18 protein-coding genes are annotated in these 21644 nt (G+C 38.8%); 13 read left to right on the forward strand and 5 right to left on the reverse strand.

The features are described from left to right. Positions 1-16: 16 nt before the first annotated feature. Both PVV64_RS02510 and rpoZ read right to left on the reverse strand, forming a co-directional pair. On the reverse strand, positions 17-2242 hold the full coding sequence (locus PVV64_RS02510; protein WP_273759575.1) for a bifunctional (p)ppGpp synthetase/guanosine-3',5'-bis(diphosphate) 3'-pyrophosphohydrolase: 2226 nt from the start codon (positions 2240-2242) through the stop codon (positions 17-19). 131 nt (positions 2243-2373) lie between these two features. Then, positions 2374-2772, reverse strand: a complete 399-nt coding sequence (rpoZ, locus tag PVV64_RS02515) for a DNA-directed RNA polymerase subunit omega (RefSeq protein WP_273759577.1) — start codon at positions 2770-2772, stop codon at positions 2374-2376. Between the two features lie 605 nt (positions 2773-3377). On the opposite strand from rpoZ, the gene PVV64_RS02520 reads away from it, so the two are divergent. Beyond that, positions 3378-4046, forward strand: coding sequence for a uracil-DNA glycosylase (locus PVV64_RS02520; RefSeq protein WP_273759579.1), 669 nt, complete (start codon positions 3378-3380; stop codon positions 4044-4046). Between the two features lie 40 nt (positions 4047-4086). On the opposite strand, the gene smpB is transcribed toward PVV64_RS02520, so the two are convergent. Both smpB and dapA read right to left on the reverse strand, forming a co-directional pair. Further along, positions 4087-4563, reverse strand: a complete 477-nt coding sequence (gene smpB / locus PVV64_RS02525) for an SsrA-binding protein SmpB (RefSeq protein ID WP_273759581.1) — start codon at positions 4561-4563, stop codon at positions 4087-4089. 9 nt (positions 4564-4572) lie between these two features. After that, positions 4573-5457 (reverse strand): 4-hydroxy-tetrahydrodipicolinate synthase, encoded by an 885-nt coding sequence (dapA, locus tag PVV64_RS02530; RefSeq protein WP_273759582.1) that lies wholly within the window; start codon positions 5455-5457, stop codon positions 4573-4575. A 247-nt stretch (positions 5458-5704) separates the two neighbouring features. Here dapA and PVV64_RS02535 point away from each other — a divergent pair, with 247 nt between their 5' ends. Then, positions 5705-7813 (forward strand): lytic transglycosylase domain-containing protein, encoded by a 2109-nt coding sequence (locus tag PVV64_RS02535; RefSeq protein WP_273759584.1) that lies wholly within the window; start codon positions 5705-5707, stop codon positions 7811-7813. Positions 7814-7933: 120 nt separating this feature from the next. Here the strand turns inward: PVV64_RS02535 and PVV64_RS02540 are convergent, their stop codons facing one another. Beyond that, positions 7934-8713: an energy transducer TonB gene (locus PVV64_RS02540; protein ID WP_273759681.1), complete on the reverse strand. Its 780-nt coding sequence runs from the start codon at positions 8711-8713 to the stop codon at positions 7934-7936. A 236-nt stretch (positions 8714-8949) separates the two neighbouring features. Here PVV64_RS02540 and PVV64_RS02545 point away from each other — a divergent pair, with 236 nt between their 5' ends. The 11 genes from PVV64_RS02545 (at position 8950) to PVV64_RS02595 (ending at position 21625) form a co-directional block, all read left to right on the forward strand. After that, positions 8950-11130 (forward strand): TonB-dependent hemoglobin/transferrin/lactoferrin family receptor, encoded by a 2181-nt coding sequence (locus PVV64_RS02545; RefSeq protein ID WP_273759587.1) that lies wholly within the window; start codon positions 8950-8952, stop codon positions 11128-11130. Positions 11131-11398: 268 nt separating this feature from the next. Continuing rightward, entirely contained in the window at positions 11399-12442 is a 1044-nt protein-coding gene (locus PVV64_RS02550; protein ID WP_273759588.1) for a hemin-degrading factor, read from the forward strand. A 16-nt stretch (positions 12443-12458) separates the two neighbouring features. Next, positions 12459-13352 carry a hemin ABC transporter substrate-binding protein gene (locus tag PVV64_RS02555; RefSeq protein ID WP_273759589.1) on the forward strand — a complete coding sequence of 298 codons (894 nt, stop codon included), beginning with the start codon at positions 12459-12461 and terminating at the stop codon, positions 13350-13352. A 26-nt stretch (positions 13353-13378) separates the two neighbouring features. Next, positions 13379-14455, forward strand: a complete 1077-nt coding sequence (locus tag PVV64_RS02560; RefSeq protein WP_273759682.1) for an iron ABC transporter permease — start codon at positions 13379-13381, stop codon at positions 14453-14455. Next, positions 14452-15246: a heme ABC transporter ATP-binding protein gene (locus tag PVV64_RS02565; RefSeq protein WP_273759590.1), complete on the forward strand. Its 795-nt coding sequence runs from the start codon at positions 14452-14454 to the stop codon at positions 15244-15246. The genes PVV64_RS02560 and PVV64_RS02565 overlap by 4 nt, the downstream gene beginning before the upstream one ends. 1270 nt (positions 15247-16516) lie before the next feature. Further along, the gene (gene thiC, locus PVV64_RS02570) at positions 16517-18340 is read left to right on the forward strand and encodes a phosphomethylpyrimidine synthase ThiC (RefSeq protein ID WP_273759591.1); all 1824 of its coding nucleotides are present in this window, start codon (positions 16517-16519) and stop codon (positions 18338-18340) included. Between the two features lie 4 nt (positions 18341-18344). After that, the gene (locus PVV64_RS02575) at positions 18345-19295 is read left to right on the forward strand and encodes an FAD-dependent oxidoreductase (RefSeq protein ID WP_273759592.1); all 951 of its coding nucleotides are present in this window, start codon (positions 18345-18347) and stop codon (positions 19293-19295) included. A 3-nt stretch (positions 19296-19298) separates the two neighbouring features. Further along, on the forward strand, positions 19299-19496 hold the full coding sequence (thiS, locus tag PVV64_RS02580; RefSeq protein WP_273759594.1) for a sulfur carrier protein ThiS: 198 nt from the start codon (positions 19299-19301) through the stop codon (positions 19494-19496). 4 nt (positions 19497-19500) lie between these two features. Further along, positions 19501-20274: a thiazole synthase gene (locus tag PVV64_RS02585; protein WP_273759595.1), complete on the forward strand. Its 774-nt coding sequence runs from the start codon at positions 19501-19503 to the stop codon at positions 20272-20274. Then, the gene (locus PVV64_RS02590; RefSeq protein WP_273759596.1) at positions 20271-20876 is read left to right on the forward strand and encodes a thiamine phosphate synthase; all 606 of its coding nucleotides are present in this window, start codon (positions 20271-20273) and stop codon (positions 20874-20876) included. Before PVV64_RS02585 ends, PVV64_RS02590 begins: the two co-directional genes overlap by 4 nt. Beyond that, positions 20867-21625, forward strand: coding sequence for a hydroxymethylpyrimidine/phosphomethylpyrimidine kinase (locus tag PVV64_RS02595; protein ID WP_273759597.1), 759 nt, complete (start codon positions 20867-20869; stop codon positions 21623-21625). The genes PVV64_RS02590 and PVV64_RS02595 overlap by 10 nt, the downstream gene beginning before the upstream one ends. Positions 21626-21644: the final 19 nt, after the last annotated feature.

The raw sequence follows: 21644 nt of genomic DNA on the forward strand, positions 1-21644 counted from the left end.
GCAAAATCTCTCTTTTTCATCCATGAACCCGCCGTACTGCACTCACCGAACCTGCCTCTTTTAACTGAGAAAAAATACGATTCAAATGTTTTAAATCCCAAACTTCCAAATCCATCATAATTTCTGTGAAATCTGGGGCTGTATGAATAAGAGATAAATTTTGAATATTGGCATCATTAGCAGAAATCACTTGAGTAATTTCCGCTAAAGAACCAGGGCTATTAACAGCCAAAATATTAATCCGAGCTGGAAAACGTTCACTCATTTGGGCATCAATATCCCAGCGAACATCAATCCATCGTTCTGGCTGATCATCATAGGCCATCAAAGCCGAAGACTGTATCGGATAAATGACTATCCCCGCCCCTGGTTGCATGATGCCAACAATCCGATCTCCTGGAACTGCTCCTTCAGGAGAAAAACGTACTGGAATATCACCACGAGTTCCTCGAATAGGTAATGCCTTAGATTGACGTTTCTCTGCAGTTGCATCCTTTTCATTTTCCGGAACTTTAAAAATCATCCCTTGGGCATTTTCAATGTTAAACCAACCTTCTTCCCCAGGCTTGAAAGATGACTTTTGTACCACACGGTGATCTTGATAATCAGGATAAACTGCTTTAATGACATCGGCAGAGGGTAACTCACCGCGTCCAACAGCAGCCAAGACATCTTCCACATCTTTGCGTGCTAAACGTGGCAAAACTTGCTTAAGAATATCTTTGGAAAATTGTTTTCCCACATAGTCAAATGAACGCTCAAGTATACGATATCCCAAACCTGAATATTGCTTGCGTACCGCCGCACGCGTTGCACGGCGAATGGCTGAGCGTGCTTTGCCCGTTACAACAAGAAACTCCCACGCTGCTGGTGGAATTTGAGCTTGTGAACGGATAATATCAACTTCATCACCATTTTTTAATTTTGTCATTAAAGGCATAATACGTCCATTAATTTTTACCCCAACACAAGAATCACCAATATCAGTATGCACTGCATAAGCAAAATCAATAGGGGTCGCACCTTTGGGAAAGGCAATCAATCGACCCTTCGGCGTAAAACAAAAAACTTGATCCTGAAAAAGCTCAAGCTTGGTATGTTCTAAAAATTCTTCTGGATTATCTCCATCTGACAGAGATTGAATCGTTTGGCGCAACCAAGCATAGGCATTGGTTTCATTTGATAACTTCGCAGTTGAATAATTGGAACCATGATCTTTGTAAATGGAATGTGCTGCAACGCCATATTCAGCAATTTCATCCATAGCAGCAGTTCTAATCTGAAGTTCAACACGTTGCCTTGAGGGACCTACGATCGTTGTATGAATGGAACGATAATCATTCTGCTTTGGTATTGAAATATAATCTTTAAAACGTCCAGGAACCATAGGCCATGTCGTATGGATAACACCAAGAGCGCGATAACAATCATTCACTGTGTCAACAATCACGCGAAAGCCAAAAATATCGGATAATTGTTCAAAAGATAATGCCTTGCTTTCCATTTTACGAAAAACGGAATACGATTTTTTCTGGCGGCTTTTAACATCTGCTTTAATGCCATTCTCGAAAAAAAGTTTTGCTAGTTCATTTTCAATCCTAGAAAGCAAATCACGATTGCGCTTTGATAATTCAGAAAGTCTATTGGTTATTGTACGATAACCTTCCGGATTCAAATAAAAGAAAGAGAGATCTTCTAACTCTTCGCGCATATCCTGCATACCCATACGACCTGCAAGGGGCGCATAAATATCCATCGTCTCTTCAGCAATACGCCGACGCTTATCATCACGCATAACACCAAGGGTACGCATATTATGAAGACGATCAGCAAGTTTTACTAAAAGAACACGGACATCATCAGAAATAGCAATAAGAAGTTTACGCAAATTTTCTGCTTGTACCGCTTTCTTCGATACAAGGTCAAGCTTATTAAGTTTTGTAAGCCCTTCAACCAACTTACCAATTTCAGATCCAAAAAGTTGGTCAATTTCTGCTCGGGTCGCACTTGTATCTTCAATAGTATCATGCAAAAGAGCAACAGCAATTGTCGCTTCATCCAACCGCATATCGGTTAAAATAGCAGCAACCTCTAAGGGATGAGAAAAATAAAGATCACCCGAAGCACGCTTTTGATGACCATGCTTTCGCATCGCATAATCATAGGCCTTCTTTAGCAGAGCCTCATCTACGTCAGCCTTGTAACGTTGAACACGCCCAACAAGCTCACACTGACGCATCATACGAGTATATCCTTTATATCTTCACAATTTAATCCCTGTTGAATATGAATATTCTCTTAATAAAAGACAAGAAAAATAACCGCTACCGTATGACACAAGTATATTTGCTTTCGTAATACAAACTGCCGCAATTAATAATCGTCGCTCTTCTCTGGAACAACCAAACCTTCAATGCCCGCTAAAAGCTCTTCTTCAGACATATGATCGAATGAACTTCCCTCTTCCTCCATTGAGGCTTCAAAAATGTTCTCAGCTTCACCCGATTGCGTAATAAATCCACTCGCCATTTCTGGCTCATCCACTTCCACATGCTTTTGCAACGAATGAATAAGATCTTCTTTTAAATCGGCAGGTGATAATGTCTCGTCTGCTATTTCACGTAAAGCAACCACTGGATTTTTATCATTATCACGATCAACCGTAATTTGTGCACCCTGTGAAATCTGACGCGCCCGATGCCCAGCTAAAAGCACCAGCTCAAAGCGATTATCGACTTTATCAACACAATCTTCTACCGTTACGCGGGCCATTTATGCTTCTTTCTTAAATATTAAAAAACTTCATAATGTCTGTAGAGTATATACAATAAACAAAATAAAACACAAGAAAAACAATGCAGGCTTTTATATTTTTTGCTCAAAGAGCTCATTTAAAATTTCTTGAAAGCTTTATAAAAATGCATAACCTTTTTAAGTTTGTATCAGTACAATTTTAAAATAAGAGATTTAAAAAATGCTGGTTTCAAACAAAAACTATACTTGTTTGTTCAAACCTTTCTCTCCTTTTGGGAGTACATCCTTTTACGTTATACGAACCATTCCAATTATTAAAAATCGTTTGCTCTCATGATAGTTTTCTCTATACACTAATTTTTCTCTCTACACTATAATAATGTATTCATTAAAAACAGAACCTTTATTCCATTAACGTCGTATTCGTTCCTCTCTTATTATTTATAGGATAAATCACTGAAATGATCAGTACTCTTTGAAAACTAAGAAGCAATATCTTGTGTTAAAGTTTGTTACTAAATAACACATTTGTATTCATTATAGTTGTTCATAAAGAGATGATCCGTCATATACCTTATAAACAACTCAAAAGAATTTTTATAAAAAATGATGAATACTCTCTCATGAATTGCCAATCAACATCGCTGTGCCCAGAACCGCCGCAAAATTGTAATTTATGCCCACGCTTGCATAAATTCATCTCTGACTGGCGCATAAAAGAACCAAGCTGGCATAATGCTCCGGTGCGCCCATTCTTTCCTTATAAAGGTGCTGATACAACACGCCTTCTCATCGTTGGTCTTGCTCCTGGATTACGAGGAGCAAATCGAACTGGGCGTCCGTTTACTGGTGATTATGCTGGACACTTGCTTTATTCCACTTTGAAAAAGTTTGGTTTTGCCCAAGGGAACTTTGAAGAAAGAGCCGATGATAGTCTTGAATTAATTGATGCAGCAATTGTTAACTCAGTTCGTTGTGTTCCACCAGAAAACAAACCTACTGGTGCAGAAATCAATACGTGCCGATATTTTTTTTCACCTCTTTTAACAAATCTTCCCAAGCTGAAAGCTGTTATCACCCTTGGCACCATTGCGCACCACTCAACACTTCGTGCTCTTAATGCAAAAATTTTAGCACATCCCTTTGGACATGGAGAAATAAACAACATTGGTAGATTACGCATCTTTTCCAGCTATCATTGTTCACGCTATAATACCAACACTGGCCGCTTAACGGATGCTATGTTCCATCAGATTTTCGAAGCAGTAAGAACATATCTGGATCAATGCTAAATCTCTTTCGTCGTGCTATAAAAATACACAAACAAATCTGTTATCCATAGCTTTTTAAAAGTCTTGCTTTTTCACGTCCCCAATCCCGTTTTTTCTCCGTCTCGCGTTTATCGTGAAGTTTTTTTCCACGTGCCAGAGCAATTTCTAACTTAGCACGTCCTTTTTCATTAAAATAGAGTTTAAGAGGAACAAGTGTCATTCCTTCACGAGAAGTTGCGTTAAAAAAACGCGCCATTTCACGTCTTGAAATTAATAACTTACGCAAACGACGGGGCTCATGATTAAAACGATTAGCTTGCGTATATTCAGGAATATAGCTGTTCACTAACCATAATTCTCCATTTTCAAAGCTCGCATAACTTTCAGCAATATTGGCATGGTTAGAACGCAAAGATTTTACTTCTGCTCCCTGTAATACCAGACCAGCCTCAAGATTATCCAGAATTTCATAATGAAAACGAGCTTTACGATTGTCAGCAATTATTTTTCGTACTGGCGCATTCTTTTTTTTAATCATGGCTACACTTTATTCTTTAAGCAAACCTGCATGGTGTAAAGCTGCATCAATACTCTTCTTTGTGGTATCCGCTAATGGAACAATCGGTGAACGGACAGTACTCCCACAAATCCCTAATTTAGCAGCAGCATATTTAATACCGGCAGGACTTGGTTCAATAAATACTGCACGATTGAGAGGCATAAGACGATCATTTAATTCGCGGGCTGTCTCATAATCACCACGCAAACAAGCCGCCTGAAGCTCTGCACACAGCTTTGGAGCAACATTGGAGGAAACCGAAATACACCCTACACCTCCATGTGCATTAAAACCTAATGCTGTACAATCATCTCCAGAAAGCTGTATAAAGTCTTTACCACATTTTTCACGTTGTTCACTTACACGCTCAATTTTGCTCGTCGCATCTTTGACACCAATGATATTTTTAAAATCTTGGCATAGATCTCTCATCGTTTCCACGCTCATATCGATAATAGAACGACCGGGAATATTGTAAATTATAATCGGTATAGAAATAGCCTTCGCAATGGAAGAAAAATGCGTGTACAAACCAACCTGATTAGGCCGGTTATAATAAGGAGTGACAACCAAAACGGCATCTGCACCTGCCTTCTCTGCATGTTGTGCAAGCTCTACAGCTTCACTGGTACTATTTGATCCTGCACCCGCAACAACAGGAACACGCTTAGCAGCTTGTTCAACACATAATTCTATAACCCTTTTGTGCTCTTCATGACTTAAAGTGGGTGATTCACCGGTTGTTCCAACAGGACTTACACCATTAACACCTTGTACAATTTGCCACTCAACAAAATTGCAAAATGCTTCCTCATCAATAGCGCCTTTATCATCAAACGGTGTGATAAGCGCAGTTATGGCTCCCTTGAGCATAATAAACTCCCTCTCATGTTCTCTTGTTCTTTTTTAATAGCCTTTTTAAATTATCCCATGATAGAACATAATCTCGCTCTGTTATTGAAGCAAGATGAATTTCACAATACACGCATTCGATTTAATATGTACCTTCTTCAATTCTGATACCTCTTTAAAATATCAGCCTATGTTAACTCGTTTTTCACGCTTCTCTTCTAAAAGTTTCGAGCGTTTTTCAAAAACAAGGTTTCAAGGTTTTTTCTTTATGCGTACCCTTTTTGCCCTCTTTTTTTTACAGACCTTTATTGTACTTATACTGGCAACCATAGTTCCATTTTCAAGTGCATGGGCACAAACACCCTTTTTGCATGGAAACGCACCAATCCCTTTGGCTCGCCCCACCCCCTTTGTTTCCAAAAAAGAAACTGCAAAACCTCTTCAACAATTACACTCGGCACCCCATAATTTCCCTGCACCTCATCATAATTCTCCTCTTCAACAACTTAAAGTTGGTTTAGATGCACTTTTTAATAACAATATTGCAAAAACAATAAATCTACGTAATTCATTGTTAAAGAATAGCCTTGATCGTCATATTTTGACATGGGCGATCGCTATATCCGGTCAAGTCAATATACCAAGCTCTGAAATATTCAATGCAATAAAAGAACTCAAAGGGTGGCCTAGTATAGATATTATGCAACGTAATGCTGAACGTGCTTTTATTAATGAAAATAATTTCAACCACGCCATCCTCCAAAAATTTGCTCATCATCCCCCCCTAACAGCACAAGGAATGGCGCGGTTTGCTAAAGCACTTATTGCAACTGGACAAAGCACTCGTGCGCGACAAATTATTGCACCATGGTGGTATAACACAAAACTCAATGCAAAAGAAGAAGAGCTGATTCTTAAAAATGCCAGTGTTGTGCTCAAACCTATCGATCATTTAAAACGTATGCAATTTATGCTTTATGCTCATCGCTTTGATTCAGCAGAGCGTGTTGCAAAATTAGCGCGTGCTCAATCTCTTTTTAATGCTTTTGTCGCCGTTGAAAAAAATGATCCTAGAGCCACGCAAAAATTACGCGCTGTGGAAAGAGAATGGAGAAAAGATCCTCTTTTACAATTTGCTCAAATTCGCCATCTTCGACGAACTGGAGAATATAATACAGCTGCAACACTTATGATGAGAACACCAAAGAATGCATTAAACCTGATGAACTCTCACGCATTGTGGAAAGAGCAACGCGCCCTTTCTCGAGAAATGCTCGATTTAAATAAACCTCAAATTGCTTATCAACTCGTTACTATAATACATCATGGTATGACCTCTTTATTGGCAGTGGATGCTGAATTTCACGCAGGTTGGTATGCACTCCGATTTCTTCATAATCCTAAATTGGCAATGCACCATTTTTCACGTATTCCTCAATTCTCTTCTTCACCTCTTTCAGTTTCCCGTGGCTACTATTGGATGGGACGAACAGCGGAAACTCTAGGTGAACATAAAAACGCCCAGAATTATTTTCATCGCGCAGCCCATTTTGGTGCAACTTATTATGGTCAATTAGCAGCTTCACGGCTTAATCAAAAAAAACTTGAAATTTCTTTTCCCAAGCCAACAGCTACTGAACGAAAACGTTTTAGTGCACGAGAAGCTATTAAAGCAATTGAACGTCTTGAAGAAGCCGGCTATGCTCATTTAGCTAAATTTTTTTATAGGGAACTTGGTGAAAAAATAGAAAGTCCTGGTGAATTAGCTCTTCTGGCTGTGATGGCTGAAAAAAATGGTGACTATTATACCAGCCTCAAAATCGGGAAAACGGCTGTTTATCAAGGGAAAAATGTTGGTGCACTTTCCCATCCTATAGGAGCTATACCAACCTCTGCTAAGGTTTCTGGTGCAGAACCAGCACTTGTTTATGCCATTGCACGTCAAGAAAGTGAATTTAATCCAACTGCCATATCAAAAGCAGGTGCACAAGGCATACTCCAATTGCTGCCGACCACAGCAAAAACACTGGCAAAGAAGTATTCAATTATATGGTCACCCAAAAAATTGAGCAGTGATGCTAGTTATAACGCTATATTAGGGAGCTATTTTCTCAATGAACAATTGGAACGTTTTAACGGATCCTATATACTCACTCTTATCGGTTACAATGCAGGATCCCGTCGTGTTGATGAATGGATCAAACGTTATGGTGATCCTCGAGGGCAATCCCTTGATAAAGTCATCGATTGGATTGAACGCATTCCTTATACAGAAACACGTAATTACGTCATGCGTGTGATGGAAAATTATGGGGTTTACAAAGCAAGGCTGACGGGAAAAACAGACATAAAAGCCGATCTTCTTTCCGGCCGATGAAAATGAAACAACTCCAATTTGCCCCAAAACTGCTTACTCTCGTTTTTCATCATATATGTTACAATCATTGTAGCAATATAATATAAGGTATGAAGAGAATTAACCCGCTTTCCTTGAAAATCAATTAAATATCAATGACACTCTTATAATCTTGTTCACTTTTGATGGAGGGGGAGGAGGAAAAGAGCCTACACGCTCAACTGCTTTCATCGCTAATCGATCAAGTTCTAGGTCACCCGCAGAAACAACAACACGACTCGAAAAAACACTTCCCTGTTCATGCACTCTAAACTCTAATGTCACTGTCCCTTTTGTACGACTGATACGCTGTCCTGTAACATAACTTTTTTGCTTTTCTAATTGTGCCTGTACCTTTGTCAACCACTCTCTTAACAATGCATCTGCACGCGCTGCCGTATCACCGCCCTGAGCAGCGATAGACGCACGGATAGCCTTCACAGCGGGCTGTTTTACCACTGCCTTTTGTGATGTTACTTTTTTATCACGCGCTTTATGCTCACTTTTTTGAGGTAAAGGCTCCTCCAAAGATTTGAGAACCGTAAAATTATCCTTTTCTAAAGTATGCTGAAGCTCTTCCGGTTGAACCTCATCTATTTCTTCTAATGTTTCTGGCTCTTGCTCTGACAAATCAGACGACAACTCTTCTGGCTCTGTGCTAACATTTGATAGATCTGTATCAATATCTGGCGAATCCGTGTCCATATCGGAATAAAGAGGCTCTTGGACAAACGTCAGCATAATTGGAGGTGAAAGCATACCCTTACCCACACCAGTATCGCAGAAATAAAACTGTGCTCCCAATGCCACATGCAAAGAAACGGCGCAAATAAACCCACCAATCCAAAGAGTGAATAACCGCCTTGTATTTGCAAAAATCATCGCTTCTTCCGCTGCCTTTATATTTGGTCTTATTTTCATTAAAACAGGCTCTTTTGAAATTGCAACTTTTTTCTTGACTGATTTTGTCATGTTTAATATGGTCTCGCTGTGGTTTTGTGCTGAAGTCAAATCACTCTTGCTTGGTTGGCCAATTCGTTATCGGTGGGTCAAGCGTTTTTCTATGTAAAGTTTTAAGCAAACGAGGGGGTCGTTTTAAGAAAAGGTTATGATGTGTTATGCGAATAAGACGAAAAAATATCCATAAGAACTGCATAATTTTAAGTGCATTGTCTGTCTGTATCCCTTCATTTGTTTTTGCACAAAATAGCAATAAAAATGATGTGACTGAGCTTAAGCCCATTGTTATTAAAGGAAAAAAAGACGATTTAGGTTCAGTAAGTGTTCTGACCAGTCGTAACGCTGCTAAGGATATTAGTGAAAAACAAATAAGTGATGTTCATGATATTAGTCGTCTTGATCCGTCTATCACTTACAACACAGCTAAGAATAGTTTTGTGCTTCGTGGTTTAGATGCACAGCGTGTGCTTACCACAATGGATGGTATTGTTGTTCCATGGCTTGATGATATATTGCGTAAAAATCCTGGAAGTAGTGGAAATACAACATTTGACTTTAGCGCTCTTTCCGCATTTGATATTATTCAAGGATCGGATTCTAGTCTTTATGGATCTGGTGCTCTGGGAGGGGTTGTTGCTTTGCACACCCTTAATCCTGAAGATCTTATTACTGGAGAAAAGAATTGGGGCAGTCTTATAAAGGGTGGATATGATTCTGTTAATAACAGTTGGCGTATGAATCAAGCTTTTGCTGTGCGTAATTATCAAACATTCTTGCTTTTCCAAGGTTCTTATACAAAAGGTCATGAACGCAAAAATATGGGGACCGTAGGCGGATATGAGGAGCGCACACGTAAAAATCCCACCGATTTTGACCAAAATAATTTACTTTTTAAAGTTCATCAATACTTCAATGATAACCATAGACTTGGTTTTACAGCCGAACGCTTTCATTATAATAGAAACACGCATTTATTAAATATAGGCAAAAGGTACGTTCTAGGTTCTGCTTATGAACAAGACAATAAACGTCGTGAACGTCTTTCTTTGTCTTATAATTACAATGGCAATGGGGATACGTTTTTTGATGCATTCCGTGGGCAGCTTTATTGGCTCAAACAATCAAATAATGATATTACGACTGGCGTTCGTGTTAGAGCTCCAAAAGGAGATTATTTGAGGGATAATCTTGTCAATAATACTAATTATGGCTTAAATGTTGATGCGCAAAAACGAGTGAATATTGGTACTGTAAGCCACACATTAAAGCTTGCCACAAATGCTTTGTCATCAAAGTGGCATCATTATTTGTTAGGCAGAGATAATTGTCATTTGAAAGAAAATGAACGCGGATGCCTCTTTGTTCCTGCTAACCGATCAGATGCACCAGATACACAGAGCTATAATTTTGGTTTCGCTTTTGAAAATGAAATTGGTTTTGCGGATAATCATTTCCGTGTGACACCTGGAGTCCGTTACGATTGGTATAAGTATATCCCTCAGAAAACCTCTTCTTATGAGAAAGCTCTCATTTCAGATCCTTTTCCTCCTGAACGAAATGGGTCACATTTTTCTCCTAAATTACGCGTAGAATGGGATGTTCGTAATCAAGTCACGTTGTATGCTCAATGGGCGCAAGCTTTCCGTGCACCACGTGTTTCAGAACTTTACGTCTCTTATATCAAACCTTCTGCTTATTATGTAAAAGGAAATCCTGATCTTAAAGCAGAAACAAGCAATGGATATGATGTTGGTATACGCTATGGAGATGCGAATTTTGGTGGTTCACTCAGTGCTTTTGTTAATCAATATAAGGACTTTATAGATACCATAGATATTGGTCCATCAGAAGAATTTATGTTTGCACGTCAACATTATACAAATCGTTCACGCGTGCGTATTTTGGGTGCTGAAGCAAAGGTACATTTAGCTCTTTATAGTGGTTTCCATAGCAACTTCTCTCTTTCTTATTCGCAAGGAAAAGATCTCGATAAAAATGAGTACCTTAACTCAATTTCGCCTTTGAAAGCGGTTATCGGATTAGGATATGGACAAGAAACTTGGGGAACAGATGCTGTACTAACTGTAGTAGCCAAACGTGACAAAGTTTCTGGAAAATCTGATTATCAGAAAGTTCCTGGCTATGAAGTTGTTGATGTCTCAAGTTGGTGGAAACCTTTGGGTGAAAAGGGTCCTGTGATAAGAGCAGGTGTTTATAATCTTTTCAATAAAAAATATTGGAATATATCAGATTTCCCCTCGGGTGATAGTTCGACACCAAAAGACTATTATAGCCAGCCTGGTCGTAATTTTAAAGTGTCGTTTGTGCAGAAGTTTTAGTTACTTCTCTTAAGCATGAGATCAATGGGAAATTGTATCGGTAAAAGGATGAATTGTTGTGTTTGTGTTCTCATTGTTCTTTAAATCACAAAGACTTGAAAGGAGAGCTTTAACTCCTCCTAGTTTGTTGATTTTTGGTTGTTCTGCTGTTGATCATAAGGGCTTATTTGGTGATGGGTTGAATCATTCGTTAAGAATGGTTTGACCCATTGCCTTAGAATGGTAAAATTTAAAAAGTTAACTCTCTAAGAATATTTAAGGAAAGTCTATGTCATATACAGCTGAAATGATTATTCGTTTGCGTGAAGAAAACAAAGAAATGCGAAACCGCGATTTTGCGATTTCTATTGGCATATCTGAAGCAGAACTTGTTGCTGCTTATTGTACAATTGGAAAAGCAAAAAGGCTCAAAGCTGATGTTGCCACTCTCTTAGAAAATGCTTCTCAGCTTGGAGAAGTTATGGCTTTGACACGTAATGAACATGCTGTCCACGAAATTACAGGATGTTTTGAAAAAATTGTTCAAAACGAGCATGTCCCTATTACACTTGGTGAAATCGATTTGCGTATTTTTTCAAAACAATGGAAATTCGGTTTTGAGTATGAGATGATTGTTCTTGGAAAAACTACAAAGAGTCTGCAGTTCTTTGATCACTATGGTGTCGCTATTTTAAAACTCTATGCGAAAGACACAACAAATATGGAAGAATGGAGTAGACTTGTTGAACAGTTGCTTCATGAGGACCAAGCATCTGTTCTTGATGTCCTTCCTGCTTCTCCTCCAATCCCATATAACACAACGGAGTTGGATGTTGAACAGTTCCAAAACCGTTGGCGAAATATGACCGATGTACACCAACTTCATAAGATTATTTCTGAGTTTAAAATTAATCGACATGATGCTGTAAAATATGTAGGTCGTGAATTTGCTCATGAATTAAAAGTAGAAGCTGTTGAGGTGATGCTTAAAAAAGTTGCAGAGCAAGAAATACCTATTATGTGCTTTGTTGGTAACAGGGGATGTATTCAGATTTTTACTGGGCAAGTGAAAAACATTAAGCAAGTGGGACCGTGGCTTAATATTCTCGATCATAAATTTGACCTGCATTTACTCGTTTCTGGTATTGAAAAAGTATGGTGTGTTCGTAAACCTACCAGTGATGGTTCTGTCAGTTCACTTGAAATTTTCGATAAAAATGGTGAGATGATTGTTCAATTCTTTGGTAAGCGCAAGGAGGGACAAAAAGAACGTGAGGATTGGCGCTCATTATTGGATAGTTTGCCCTCATGTCAAGAAGCAATAATCGCGTAGGAAGGTAAAATCAAAAATGATTATACTTTTTTTACGGAGATACCTAAGTATTTTGATACTGCTTTGTTTTTCTGTTTTTTCTCACACAGTCATCGCTGAACCTACAACGCACTTTTCTGAAAATGCAAAAATTGTTTCTATTGGTGGTTCTCTTACAGAAATCGTTTACGCGTTGGGAGCTCAAAATCAACTTGTGGCTCGTGATAGTACAAGCGTTTATCCGCAAGAAGCACTTAAACTTCCTGTCCTTGGATATATGCGTGCTTTATCACCTGAAGGCGTTCTCTCTCTTGCTCCAGAAGGCATATTGCTTATTGAAGGAAGCGGTCCTGCTTCAACAATTGATATTCTTAAAAAAACTTCTATCCCTATAGTGATTGTACCAGAAAACTATTCTCGTGAAAGTGTGATAGAAAAGGTTCGCATCGTTGGCAAAGCCATTCATCGTGAAAAACAAGCTGCTGCATTAATTGAAAAAATAAGCCGTGATTTTGTAGATAACGATACACTTTTAGCAAAAGTAACAAAACCAAAGCGTGTCCTTTTTGTTCTATCTGTACAAAATGACCGCGTGATGGCATCTGGGATAGATACAGCTGCCGATGGTATGATAAAGCTTTCAGGTGGTATCAATGCTATTACCGATTATAAAGGATATAAGCTGCTCAATGGTGAAGCATTATTAAAAGCAAACCCTGATGTTATCATACTTGTAAAGCATGGTGGAAAATCGACTAACATTGAAAAGATTTTAGCTATACCAGCAGTTCAAGCAACGACTGCCGCGAAAAATCATGCAATCGCACAGATGGATCTTATGTATCTTTTAGGATTTGGTCCGCGGACTGCAGAGGCATCAAGAGAACTTATTAATATACTCTATGATGTAAAACAAAATGGTAAGAGCTGATGGAAACGTTAGAGAATACATCCATAATGTATGCACCTGAGACAAAAGAAAGCAAAAAAATCAACCATACAAATTTGAGAAAGATTGTTTTACTAGGTCTTATTATATTCCTTCTCTTAAGTATTTTGGGTGGACTTTTGAATGGAGCTTCAAAGGTTTCTCTTTTTAATTTCCTTGATATTATGCTTACACAAGACTTTTCAGTAAGCAGTAAAACGCGTGATTATCTCATATTTGTTGATATTAGACTTCCCCGTGTTATCTTAGGGTTATTGATTGGAGCATCTTTAGCTGTTTCTGGTGTTCTCATGCAGGGACTCTTCCGTAACCCTCTTGCAGATCCTGGAATTGTAGGTGTATCAGCAGGTGCGGGTCTTGGTGCTGTTTTGGCAATTGTTATCGGTCTTGCCTTCCCTGTTTCATTGGCACCTTTTTTAGAGCCTTATAAAGTTATCATAGGTGCCTTTTGTGGCGGACTTCTCTCAACAATTGTTCTTTATACAATAGCAACGCATCATAGTTGTACCTCTATTGCAACCATGCTTCTTGCCGGTATCGCTCTTGGTGCTTTAAGCGGTGCTGTTGTTGGGACATTGCTCTTTATCGCAAATGACCAACAATTACGTGATATTACCTTTTGGAATCTTGGTTCTCTTGCGGGTGCAACATGGCTAAAAGTTTGGCTTGTTCTTCCTTTTATCTGTGTTGGTCTGCTGTTTGCTCCCCTTTTATCACGCGCACTTAATGCTCTTGCACTTGGAGAAGCCGTTGCTGGTCATATTGGTTTCCATATCCAGCGCGTTAAAAATATTGCTATTTTCCTTGTTGCTCTCATGTGTGGCAGTGCTGTTGCTGTCAGTGGTGGTATTGGTTTTATTGGTATTGTTGTTCCACATATTTTACGTCAACTCATTGGTCCAGATCACCGCTACCTCATTCCTTGTTCTGCCCTTTTGGGGGCAGCATTGCTTATTTTTGCTGATACCTTTGCGCGTTTAATTGTTGCTCCAGCAGAATTGCCCATTGGAATCGTGACAGCACTTGTTGGTGCTCCTTTTTTCCTGTGGATCCTTATACGCAAACGAGGAGCAAATTTTTCATGATTGAAGCAACACATATTTGCGTTCAACGCGGAAAAAAACAGATTCTCAACCACATCAATTTGCAAGCCCAAAATGGTGCTCTCACTGTTATTATCGGTCCCAATGGATCTGGGAAGAGTACTTTTATTAAGGCATTGAGTGGAGAAATTCCCTACAGTGGAAAAATGACTTTAAATGGTCATGATGTTCGCCAAACAAAAACGTCTGAAATGGCAAGAATGCGTGCAGTGTTACCACAATCAACAGTGCTCGTCTTTCCATTCTTAGTTCATGAAGTGGTTGCACTTGGTCTCTCTGTAAACCAATGTACTCTTTCCAAAACCGAATTGCAAAGTCTTACCCAAAAAGCTTTAGACCGTGTTGGTCTTGCTGACTATAGTACACGATATTATCATCAATTATCGGGAGGGGAGCAGGCTAGAGTGCAACTGGCGCGTGTCCTTTGTCAAGTATGGGAACCCGTTTCTTGTGGGATTCCTCGTTGGATGATCTTAGATGAACCTATTGCAAGCCTCGATATTCAACATCAAATTGTCGTTATGGATATTGCCAAGAATTTTGCCCGTTGTGGTGGTGGCGTTCTTGCTGTCCTGCACGATCTCAATCTTGCCGCGCATTATGCAGATAAAATGGTATTGCTAAAGCAAGGAGAAATTCATTGCGAAGGAAGTGTCTCTACTGTTTTGACAACACAACATCTGCGTGATGTTTATCACTGTGCTTTAAACGTTTCTGAATTGCCTAAAGCAGATGTGCCGTTCATACTCCCTCAAACTGCATCCTGTCTATAAAGGGATTTCATAAAAAATCTTTTTAAATCAAAAAATAATTTGCACAGCAAAGCGAAATGGAGAGAAACATTCAAGAATTGTAGTGAACTCTTTTCTCTATGGATCGCTATATTGTTTTTGAAAGAGAACTGCACCTTTAAAGACTTCTCGAAAAAGAAATCTGCATACTGAAAAAATTTTCAAAATCTTATTCGATAAAATATTTCAGAGTTTGCTATACTTTCTTTTCATAAAGATGTCAGAATTATCTCTCTATTCTTACAATACTGGTCTTTATAAAACAATATAAGAGATATACGAAAATGTCTCTTGAATCATAAAAAGGTACAAAGAAAGATTTGTTATTACTATTCTTCTTCTCAAGATTTGATAGAAATTTCGTCTCTCTCTTTTTAGTCCATAGCCAATTTATGTGTAACTTTATGGCGTTATTTTTTTCCATAAAACAGCGTAATTTACCTATTATTTTCAATATCTTATAACTTATCAGCTTCTCTATGGAATGAGAATAATAAGTATAATCTGATATTTTCTTTTTTTCATGATGAAAAAAATGCTTATCGATACATCACAGAAAGAATTAAAGTGAGATTAAACCCATTTGAAAATGGATTTAATAATTATCTCTTGTAAGCGACCATAATACAAGAACAGTTATAGAATAGGGCTAAGAAAGTAGATAATACCACTGCTCTGTTATTTCATAAGCACAAGAGTTCTCCTCAATCGATTTTACGCTATATGCTTGATAAATTAAGAGAGAAATTGAAAGCATAGTCAGAAATTTCTTTATAACCGAGAATTCGCTGCACAGTATCGTATTGTTTTCAACAATATATTACAAATAGGCTACTCTTTTACCTCACACTCATTTGCGCCATACGTTCATACATTCTTCAAAGTATATTGTAAAAAGATCTGTCTCCAGACCGCTTAATGATCAAATTTAAAATTGATCTTTATGTATTTCTTCTAACAAATTAAACAGTTATAAAGAAAAATCATTAAAAATATATCTTTGCGATTGACAACACAAACAATTAAGCCAACCATATTCTTGCGAATAGGAATTTTTTAAATTGTGGGGGTAAAAATGTTCTCATTGTAATCCATTTCTTCAATCAAGTTTCCTCATTTTTATTTAAAGCATCTCGGTATAAAGCAGTATTATATATCCCCTTCATTCCAATGTGCGTGATTGATGATTTCAAGAGATCTCCCCTAACATCGCAACTTATTTTTGAACTCTGTCCTTATAAGGAAAAAATTTATGCAGAAAAAGATTCCATCAATCAGTTGCAGCCCCTTTCCTGCCTCACGTAAAATTTATCAACAAAGCTCTCTTTTTTCTGATGTGCGTGTTCCATTACGACAGATTTCCCTGACCGATGACAGCGGTGAGAAACCTTTCAATATCTACGATACTTCCGGGCCATACACCGATCAAAATATGATCATTGATATTACAAAAGGCTTGCCCGCAATTGGCTCATCTTGGCTTGCTAAACGCGCTGATACTGAATCTTATCCTGCACGATCCATTAAACCTGAAGATAATGGATTCATCTATGATACGCCTTCCATACCAAGCTTTGAAAAAAAACGTCCTATTTTGCGAGCCCAAAATGGCAAAGCAATTACACAAATGGCATATGCACGTGCTGGTATTATTACCGAAGAAATGGAATATGTCACTATACGAGAAAATGAAGGAAGCATAATAAAAGATCAGAAAAACATGCTCTCAAATGAAAAATTTAATGGATCAATACCCCAATTTTATACTGCCGAATTTATTCGCAATGAAATTGCCCATGGACGTGCTATTATACCTAAAAACATTAATCATCCAGAGTGCGAACCAATGATTATTGGACGCAATTTCCGTGTTAAAATTAATGCCAATATTGGTAATTCAGCTGTAACATCCTCTATGGCAGAAGAAGTTGATAAAATGGTTTGGGCCACTCGTTGGGGAGCTGATACAGTTATGGATCTCTCAACAGGGCGAAATATTCACAATATTCGTGAGTGGATTATTAGAAACTCACCGGTTCCAATTGGGACGGTTCCTCTTTATCAAGCACTCGAAAAAATACAAGGTATTGCTGAAAATTTAACATGGGATATTTTCCGTGATACCCTTATCGAGCAAGCAGAACAGGGTGTTGATTATTTTACTATTCATGCAGGCTTAAGGTTAGCATTTATTCCCCTCACCATTGACCGCGTAACAGGTATCGTTTCACGGGGTGGTTCTATTATGGCAAAATGGTGTCTCCATCATCACAAAGAAAATTTTCTCTATGAACATTTTGATGAGATTTGTGATATTGCACGCACCTATGATATCTCTCTTTCCTTAGGAGACGGATTGCGCCCTGGCTCTATAGCCGATGCCAATGATGAAGCTCAATTTGCTGAACTGAAGACTTTGGGAGAATTGACAAAAATTGCTTGGGCAAAAGACGTGCAGGTTATGATTGAAGGACCTGGACATGTTCCCATGCATAAAATTAAAGAAAATATGGAACAACAATTAGAGCTCTGTCATGAAGCACCTTTTTATACTTTAGGCCCCCTTACCACTGATATTGCTCCTGGTTATGATCATATTACATCAGCAATTGGAGCTGCTATGATTGGATGGTTTGGAACAGCTATGCTCTGTTATGTAACGCCTAAAGAACATCTCGGACTGCCCGATAAAAATGACGTTAAAACTGGCGTGATCACTTATAAAATTGCTGCACATGCCGCAGATCTTGCCAAAGGTCTGCCCAAAGCACAATTGCGCGATAATGCTCTTTCACGAGCACGATTTGACTTTAGATGGCATGATCAATTTAACCTTTCTCTTGATCCAGATACAGCCTGTGCCTTTCATGATGAAACCATGCCTAAAGAAGCGCATAAATTGGTGCATTTTTGTTCCATGTGTGGGCCAAAGTTCTGTTCTATGCGTATTTCCCATGATATTCGTGATACAGTCGTGCAAAAAACAAAAGATGAAGGTATGGTTGCTATGGCAGAGAAATATCAAAAGGATGGTGATCTTTATATGGAAGTCATGCCTCTGCAAAAAAGAGAGTAAACAGTTGAAAAACATTCTTATCAAAGGTGCAGGTGTAGGGGGATTAACAGCTGCCTGTATGTTACAACAAAGAGGGGTTGCTGTTACTCTAGCAGCTCCCGCTGATTCTCCTATAGGGACTGCCAGTTGGTATGCGGGAGGAATGCTCGCACCTTACTGTGAAAGAGAAAATGCTGCACAAATTGTTGAAGATCTTGGCATACAAGCCATAGAATGGTGGCATAAAACGCTTCCTCATCTTGTTATACAAAAGGGTACTTTAGTGGTTGCACCAGCACGAGATAAGGGAGAACTTGAACGATTTTCAGCGCGTACACATTGCCATAAAATTCTAAATGGTGAAGAAATAGCACATCTTGAGCCAGATCTTGCAGAACGTTTTAATAACGCACTTTTTTATGAAAATGAAGCACATCTTGATCCCCGTAAAGCACTTATCACGTTAAAAGAAGATCTTGTAAAAAATGGCACATGTTTTGTTGATGTAAAAACATCTGAAACAGATTTTGATCTTATCATTGATGCAACTGGAATAGCACGTTTAGGAAAAGACAAAAAGTTACGCGGCGTACGTGGTGAAATGCTTCTCGTACGTAGCAGAGATATTAAAATTTCTCGTCCAATTCGTCTCCTTCATCCACGGTTTCCTCTCTATATTGTGCCGCGGCAAGATAATATTTTTATGATTGGTGCAACAATGATTGAGAGTGACTTTGATGGTGCCATTTCGGTAAGATCAATGATGGAATTGCTCAATGCAGCTTATACCTTGCATCCTGCTTTTGCTGAAGCCGAAATTATTGAAACTGGTGTTGGTGTACGACCATGTTATCCTGATAACTTCCCTTCTGTATGCAAACATGGTAATCGTATTTTTATTAATGGATTTTATAGACACGGTTTTCTTTTGTCTCCAGAAATGGCAAAACGCACGGTGAAATTGGCATTGGAATAAAACATGCAAATATTTGTCAATGGTGAAACAGTTCAAACAGAAGTTACCACTCTCAATCTTTTACTTGAAGAATTGGGTTATGAAGGGAATTGGCTTGCTACGGCTGTTAATGCAGAAGTTGTTCCCGTGAGTGAGCGAAGCAAATTTCTCTTGCATGAAGGTGATAAAATTGAAATTTTAAGCCCAATGCAAGGAGGCTAAAACGATGCTGAATCTTTATGGACGTCAATTCTCTTCTCGTCTTATGTTAGGTACAGCACAATATCCCTCACCCGCAATCCTTCGTGATGCTATTTGTAAATCGGGTACAGAAATTGTAACAGTTTCATTGCGCCGAGAAACAGCCGGTGGCAAACAAGGGGGACAATTTTGGCAATTTCTGATAGAACTGGATATAACAGTGCTTCCTAATACTGCTGGTTGTTACACTGTTAAAGAAGCTGTTACAACGGCAAAACTTGCACGAGATCTCTTTAAAACCTCTTGGATTAAACTCGAAATTATCGGCAATCCCGATACTTTACAGCCAAATGTCTTTTCCCTCATCGAAGCAGCGCAAATTTTAAACAGTGAAGGTTTTAAAGTTTTTGCCTATACAACCGATGATCTTATTGTTGCTGAAAAACTTCTCGACATTGGATGCCAAGTTATTATGCCTTGGTGTGCTCCTATTGGATCTGCCAAAGGTCCTCAAAATACTGATGGACTACGTTCTATTCGTGCCTACCTTCCTGATGTTACACTTGTTATTGATGCCGGCATTGGGCGCCCATCACATGCTAGTGTTGCTATGGAACTTGGATATGATGCAGTGCTTCTTAACACCGCGGTTGCTAAAGCAGGTGATCCTGTCTTAATGGCTGAAGCATTTTCTAAAGCAGTTCAGGCAGGACGTCAGGGATATAAAGCCGGACTTCTCGAAGCACGCAATGTCGCAGTTCCTTCAACACCCGTTATTGGAAAAGCCGTCTTTTCATGAAACTGGATCCATTTTATCTCATTGTTGACAATGCGAATTGGGTTGAGCGTTTGGTTCCCCTTGGCATCAAACTCATACAGTTGCGTATGAAAAATGAAAATCTTGAGACAATCATTCAACATATTAGGCGTGCAAAAAACATATGTGATAAATGGGGAGCACAACTCATTATTAATGATTATTGGACAATAGCTATTGATGAAAAATGCCATTTTATTCATCTTGGGCAAGAAGACTTAAGCAATGCTGACCTTGCCGCAATTCGTAAAAATGGTATAAAGTTTGGTCTTAGTACCCATGATAACCGAGAATTGGACATCGCACTTTCTGTTCATCCTGATTATATCGCTCTTGGTCCTATTTACCCAACAATTTTAAAAGAAATGAAATGGAAGCCTCAAGGATTAGAAAAAATCAAACAATGGAAACAGCGGATTGGTACTTTACCTTTAGTGGGCATTGGCGGATTAACACCAGAACGCGCGGTTGGTGTTTTGAAAGCAGGGGCCAATAGTGCTGCTGTTGTCACCGATATTATCCTCCATAAAAAACCTGAACAGCGTGTAAAGCAATGGATAAAGGTGACACAAGCATGGCGTTAAAGCCTTCTATTCTTATTGTGGCAGGCACCGATCCAACGGGAGGGGCTGGCATTGTCCGTGATATAGAAACAGCAACACATTTTCACGTAAAAGCCAATTTAGCCATTACCTGTGTTAACGTCCAAGATGATAATCACGTTGCTGAAATTGTTCCAATGAGTGAAAGACTTATTGCCGCACAAATGCGCCGTGCTCTAGAAGCCCATCCAATCCGTGCAATAAAAATCGGCATGACAGGAACAAAAGCAATTATAGCGGCAATCTGTAACGTCCTCGAAGACTATCCCCATATTCCTGTTATTTTTGATCCTGTACTTGTTGCCTCATCAGGAGGACAATTAACAACGGAAAAAATTATAGACGTTATGATCAATAGACTTCTCCCTCACGTTGATCTTTTAACACCTAATAGAGAAGAACTTGCTCTTCTTAGCCAAAGCCCATTGGCATCTCATGATCAGCAAGCAATACACCAAGCAAAAAAAATTCTGTCGTTTGGACCATGCTCTCTTTTGATAAAAGGTGGACATGCCAATGGTCCCCTTGCAACGGATAGCTTCATTGATAAAAATGCTATCATCAATATTTCTACCCCGCGCCTAACAGGCACAATGCGTGGAACAGGTTGTATCCTTTCAAGTGCTATTGCGGCACAATTGGCATTAAATGAATCTATGACTCAAGCCATAAAAAATGCAAAAGCATATATTCACACATTACTGTTAAATCATCATCAGAAATATTCTTAAAATTTAGTATGTTGTCATA

The sequence above is a fragment of the Bartonella sp. ML70XJBT.G genome, assembly GCF_028618575.1.
In the GTDB taxonomy this organism is placed as follows: Bacteria; Pseudomonadota; Alphaproteobacteria; order Rhizobiales; family Rhizobiaceae; genus Bartonella.

What these genes read in the sequence shown, in the direction of transcription:
- PVV64_RS02540 (WP_273759681.1), bottom strand. Translation starts at nt 8,713, where the DNA reads ATGATTTTTGCAAATACAAGGCGGTTATTCACTCTTTGGATTGGTGGG.
- PVV64_RS02545 (WP_273759587.1), top strand. Translation starts at nt 8,950, where the DNA reads ATGCGAATAAGACGAAAAAATATCCATAAGAACTGCATAATTTTAAGT.
- PVV64_RS02550 (WP_273759588.1), top strand. Translation starts at nt 11,399, where the DNA reads ATGTCATATACAGCTGAAATGATTATTCGTTTGCGTGAAGAAAACAAA.
- rpoZ (WP_273759577.1), bottom strand. Translation starts at nt 2,772, where the DNA reads ATGGCCCGCGTAACGGTAGAAGATTGTGTTGATAAAGTCGATAATCGC.
- thiC (WP_273759591.1), top strand. Translation starts at nt 16,517, where the DNA reads ATGCAGAAAAAGATTCCATCAATCAGTTGCAGCCCCTTTCCTGCCTCA.
- PVV64_RS02520 (WP_273759579.1), top strand. Translation starts at nt 3,378, where the DNA reads ATGAATTGCCAATCAACATCGCTGTGCCCAGAACCGCCGCAAAATTGT.
- PVV64_RS02565 (WP_273759590.1), top strand. Translation starts at nt 14,452, where the DNA reads ATGATTGAAGCAACACATATTTGCGTTCAACGCGGAAAAAAACAGATT.
- smpB (WP_273759581.1), bottom strand. Translation starts at nt 4,563, where the DNA reads ATGATTAAAAAAAAGAATGCGCCAGTACGAAAAATAATTGCTGACAAT.
- PVV64_RS02555 (WP_273759589.1), top strand. Translation starts at nt 12,459, where the DNA reads ATGATTATACTTTTTTTACGGAGATACCTAAGTATTTTGATACTGCTT.
- PVV64_RS02590 (WP_273759596.1), top strand. Translation starts at nt 20,271, where the DNA reads ATGAAACTGGATCCATTTTATCTCATTGTTGACAATGCGAATTGGGTT.
- PVV64_RS02560 (WP_273759682.1), top strand. Translation starts at nt 13,379, where the DNA reads ATGTATGCACCTGAGACAAAAGAAAGCAAAAAAATCAACCATACAAAT.
- PVV64_RS02585 (WP_273759595.1), top strand. Translation starts at nt 19,501, where the DNA reads ATGCTGAATCTTTATGGACGTCAATTCTCTTCTCGTCTTATGTTAGGT.
- PVV64_RS02510 (WP_273759575.1), bottom strand. Translation starts at nt 2,242, where the DNA reads ATGATGCGTCAGTGTGAGCTTGTTGGGCGTGTTCAACGTTACAAGGCT.
- PVV64_RS02535 (WP_273759584.1), top strand. Translation starts at nt 5,705, where the DNA reads ATGCGTACCCTTTTTGCCCTCTTTTTTTTACAGACCTTTATTGTACTT.
- dapA (WP_273759582.1), bottom strand. Translation starts at nt 5,457, where the DNA reads ATGCTCAAGGGAGCCATAACTGCGCTTATCACACCGTTTGATGATAAA.
- thiS (WP_273759594.1), top strand. Translation starts at nt 19,299, where the DNA reads ATGCAAATATTTGTCAATGGTGAAACAGTTCAAACAGAAGTTACCACT.
- PVV64_RS02595 (WP_273759597.1), top strand. Translation starts at nt 20,867, where the DNA reads ATGGCGTTAAAGCCTTCTATTCTTATTGTGGCAGGCACCGATCCAACG.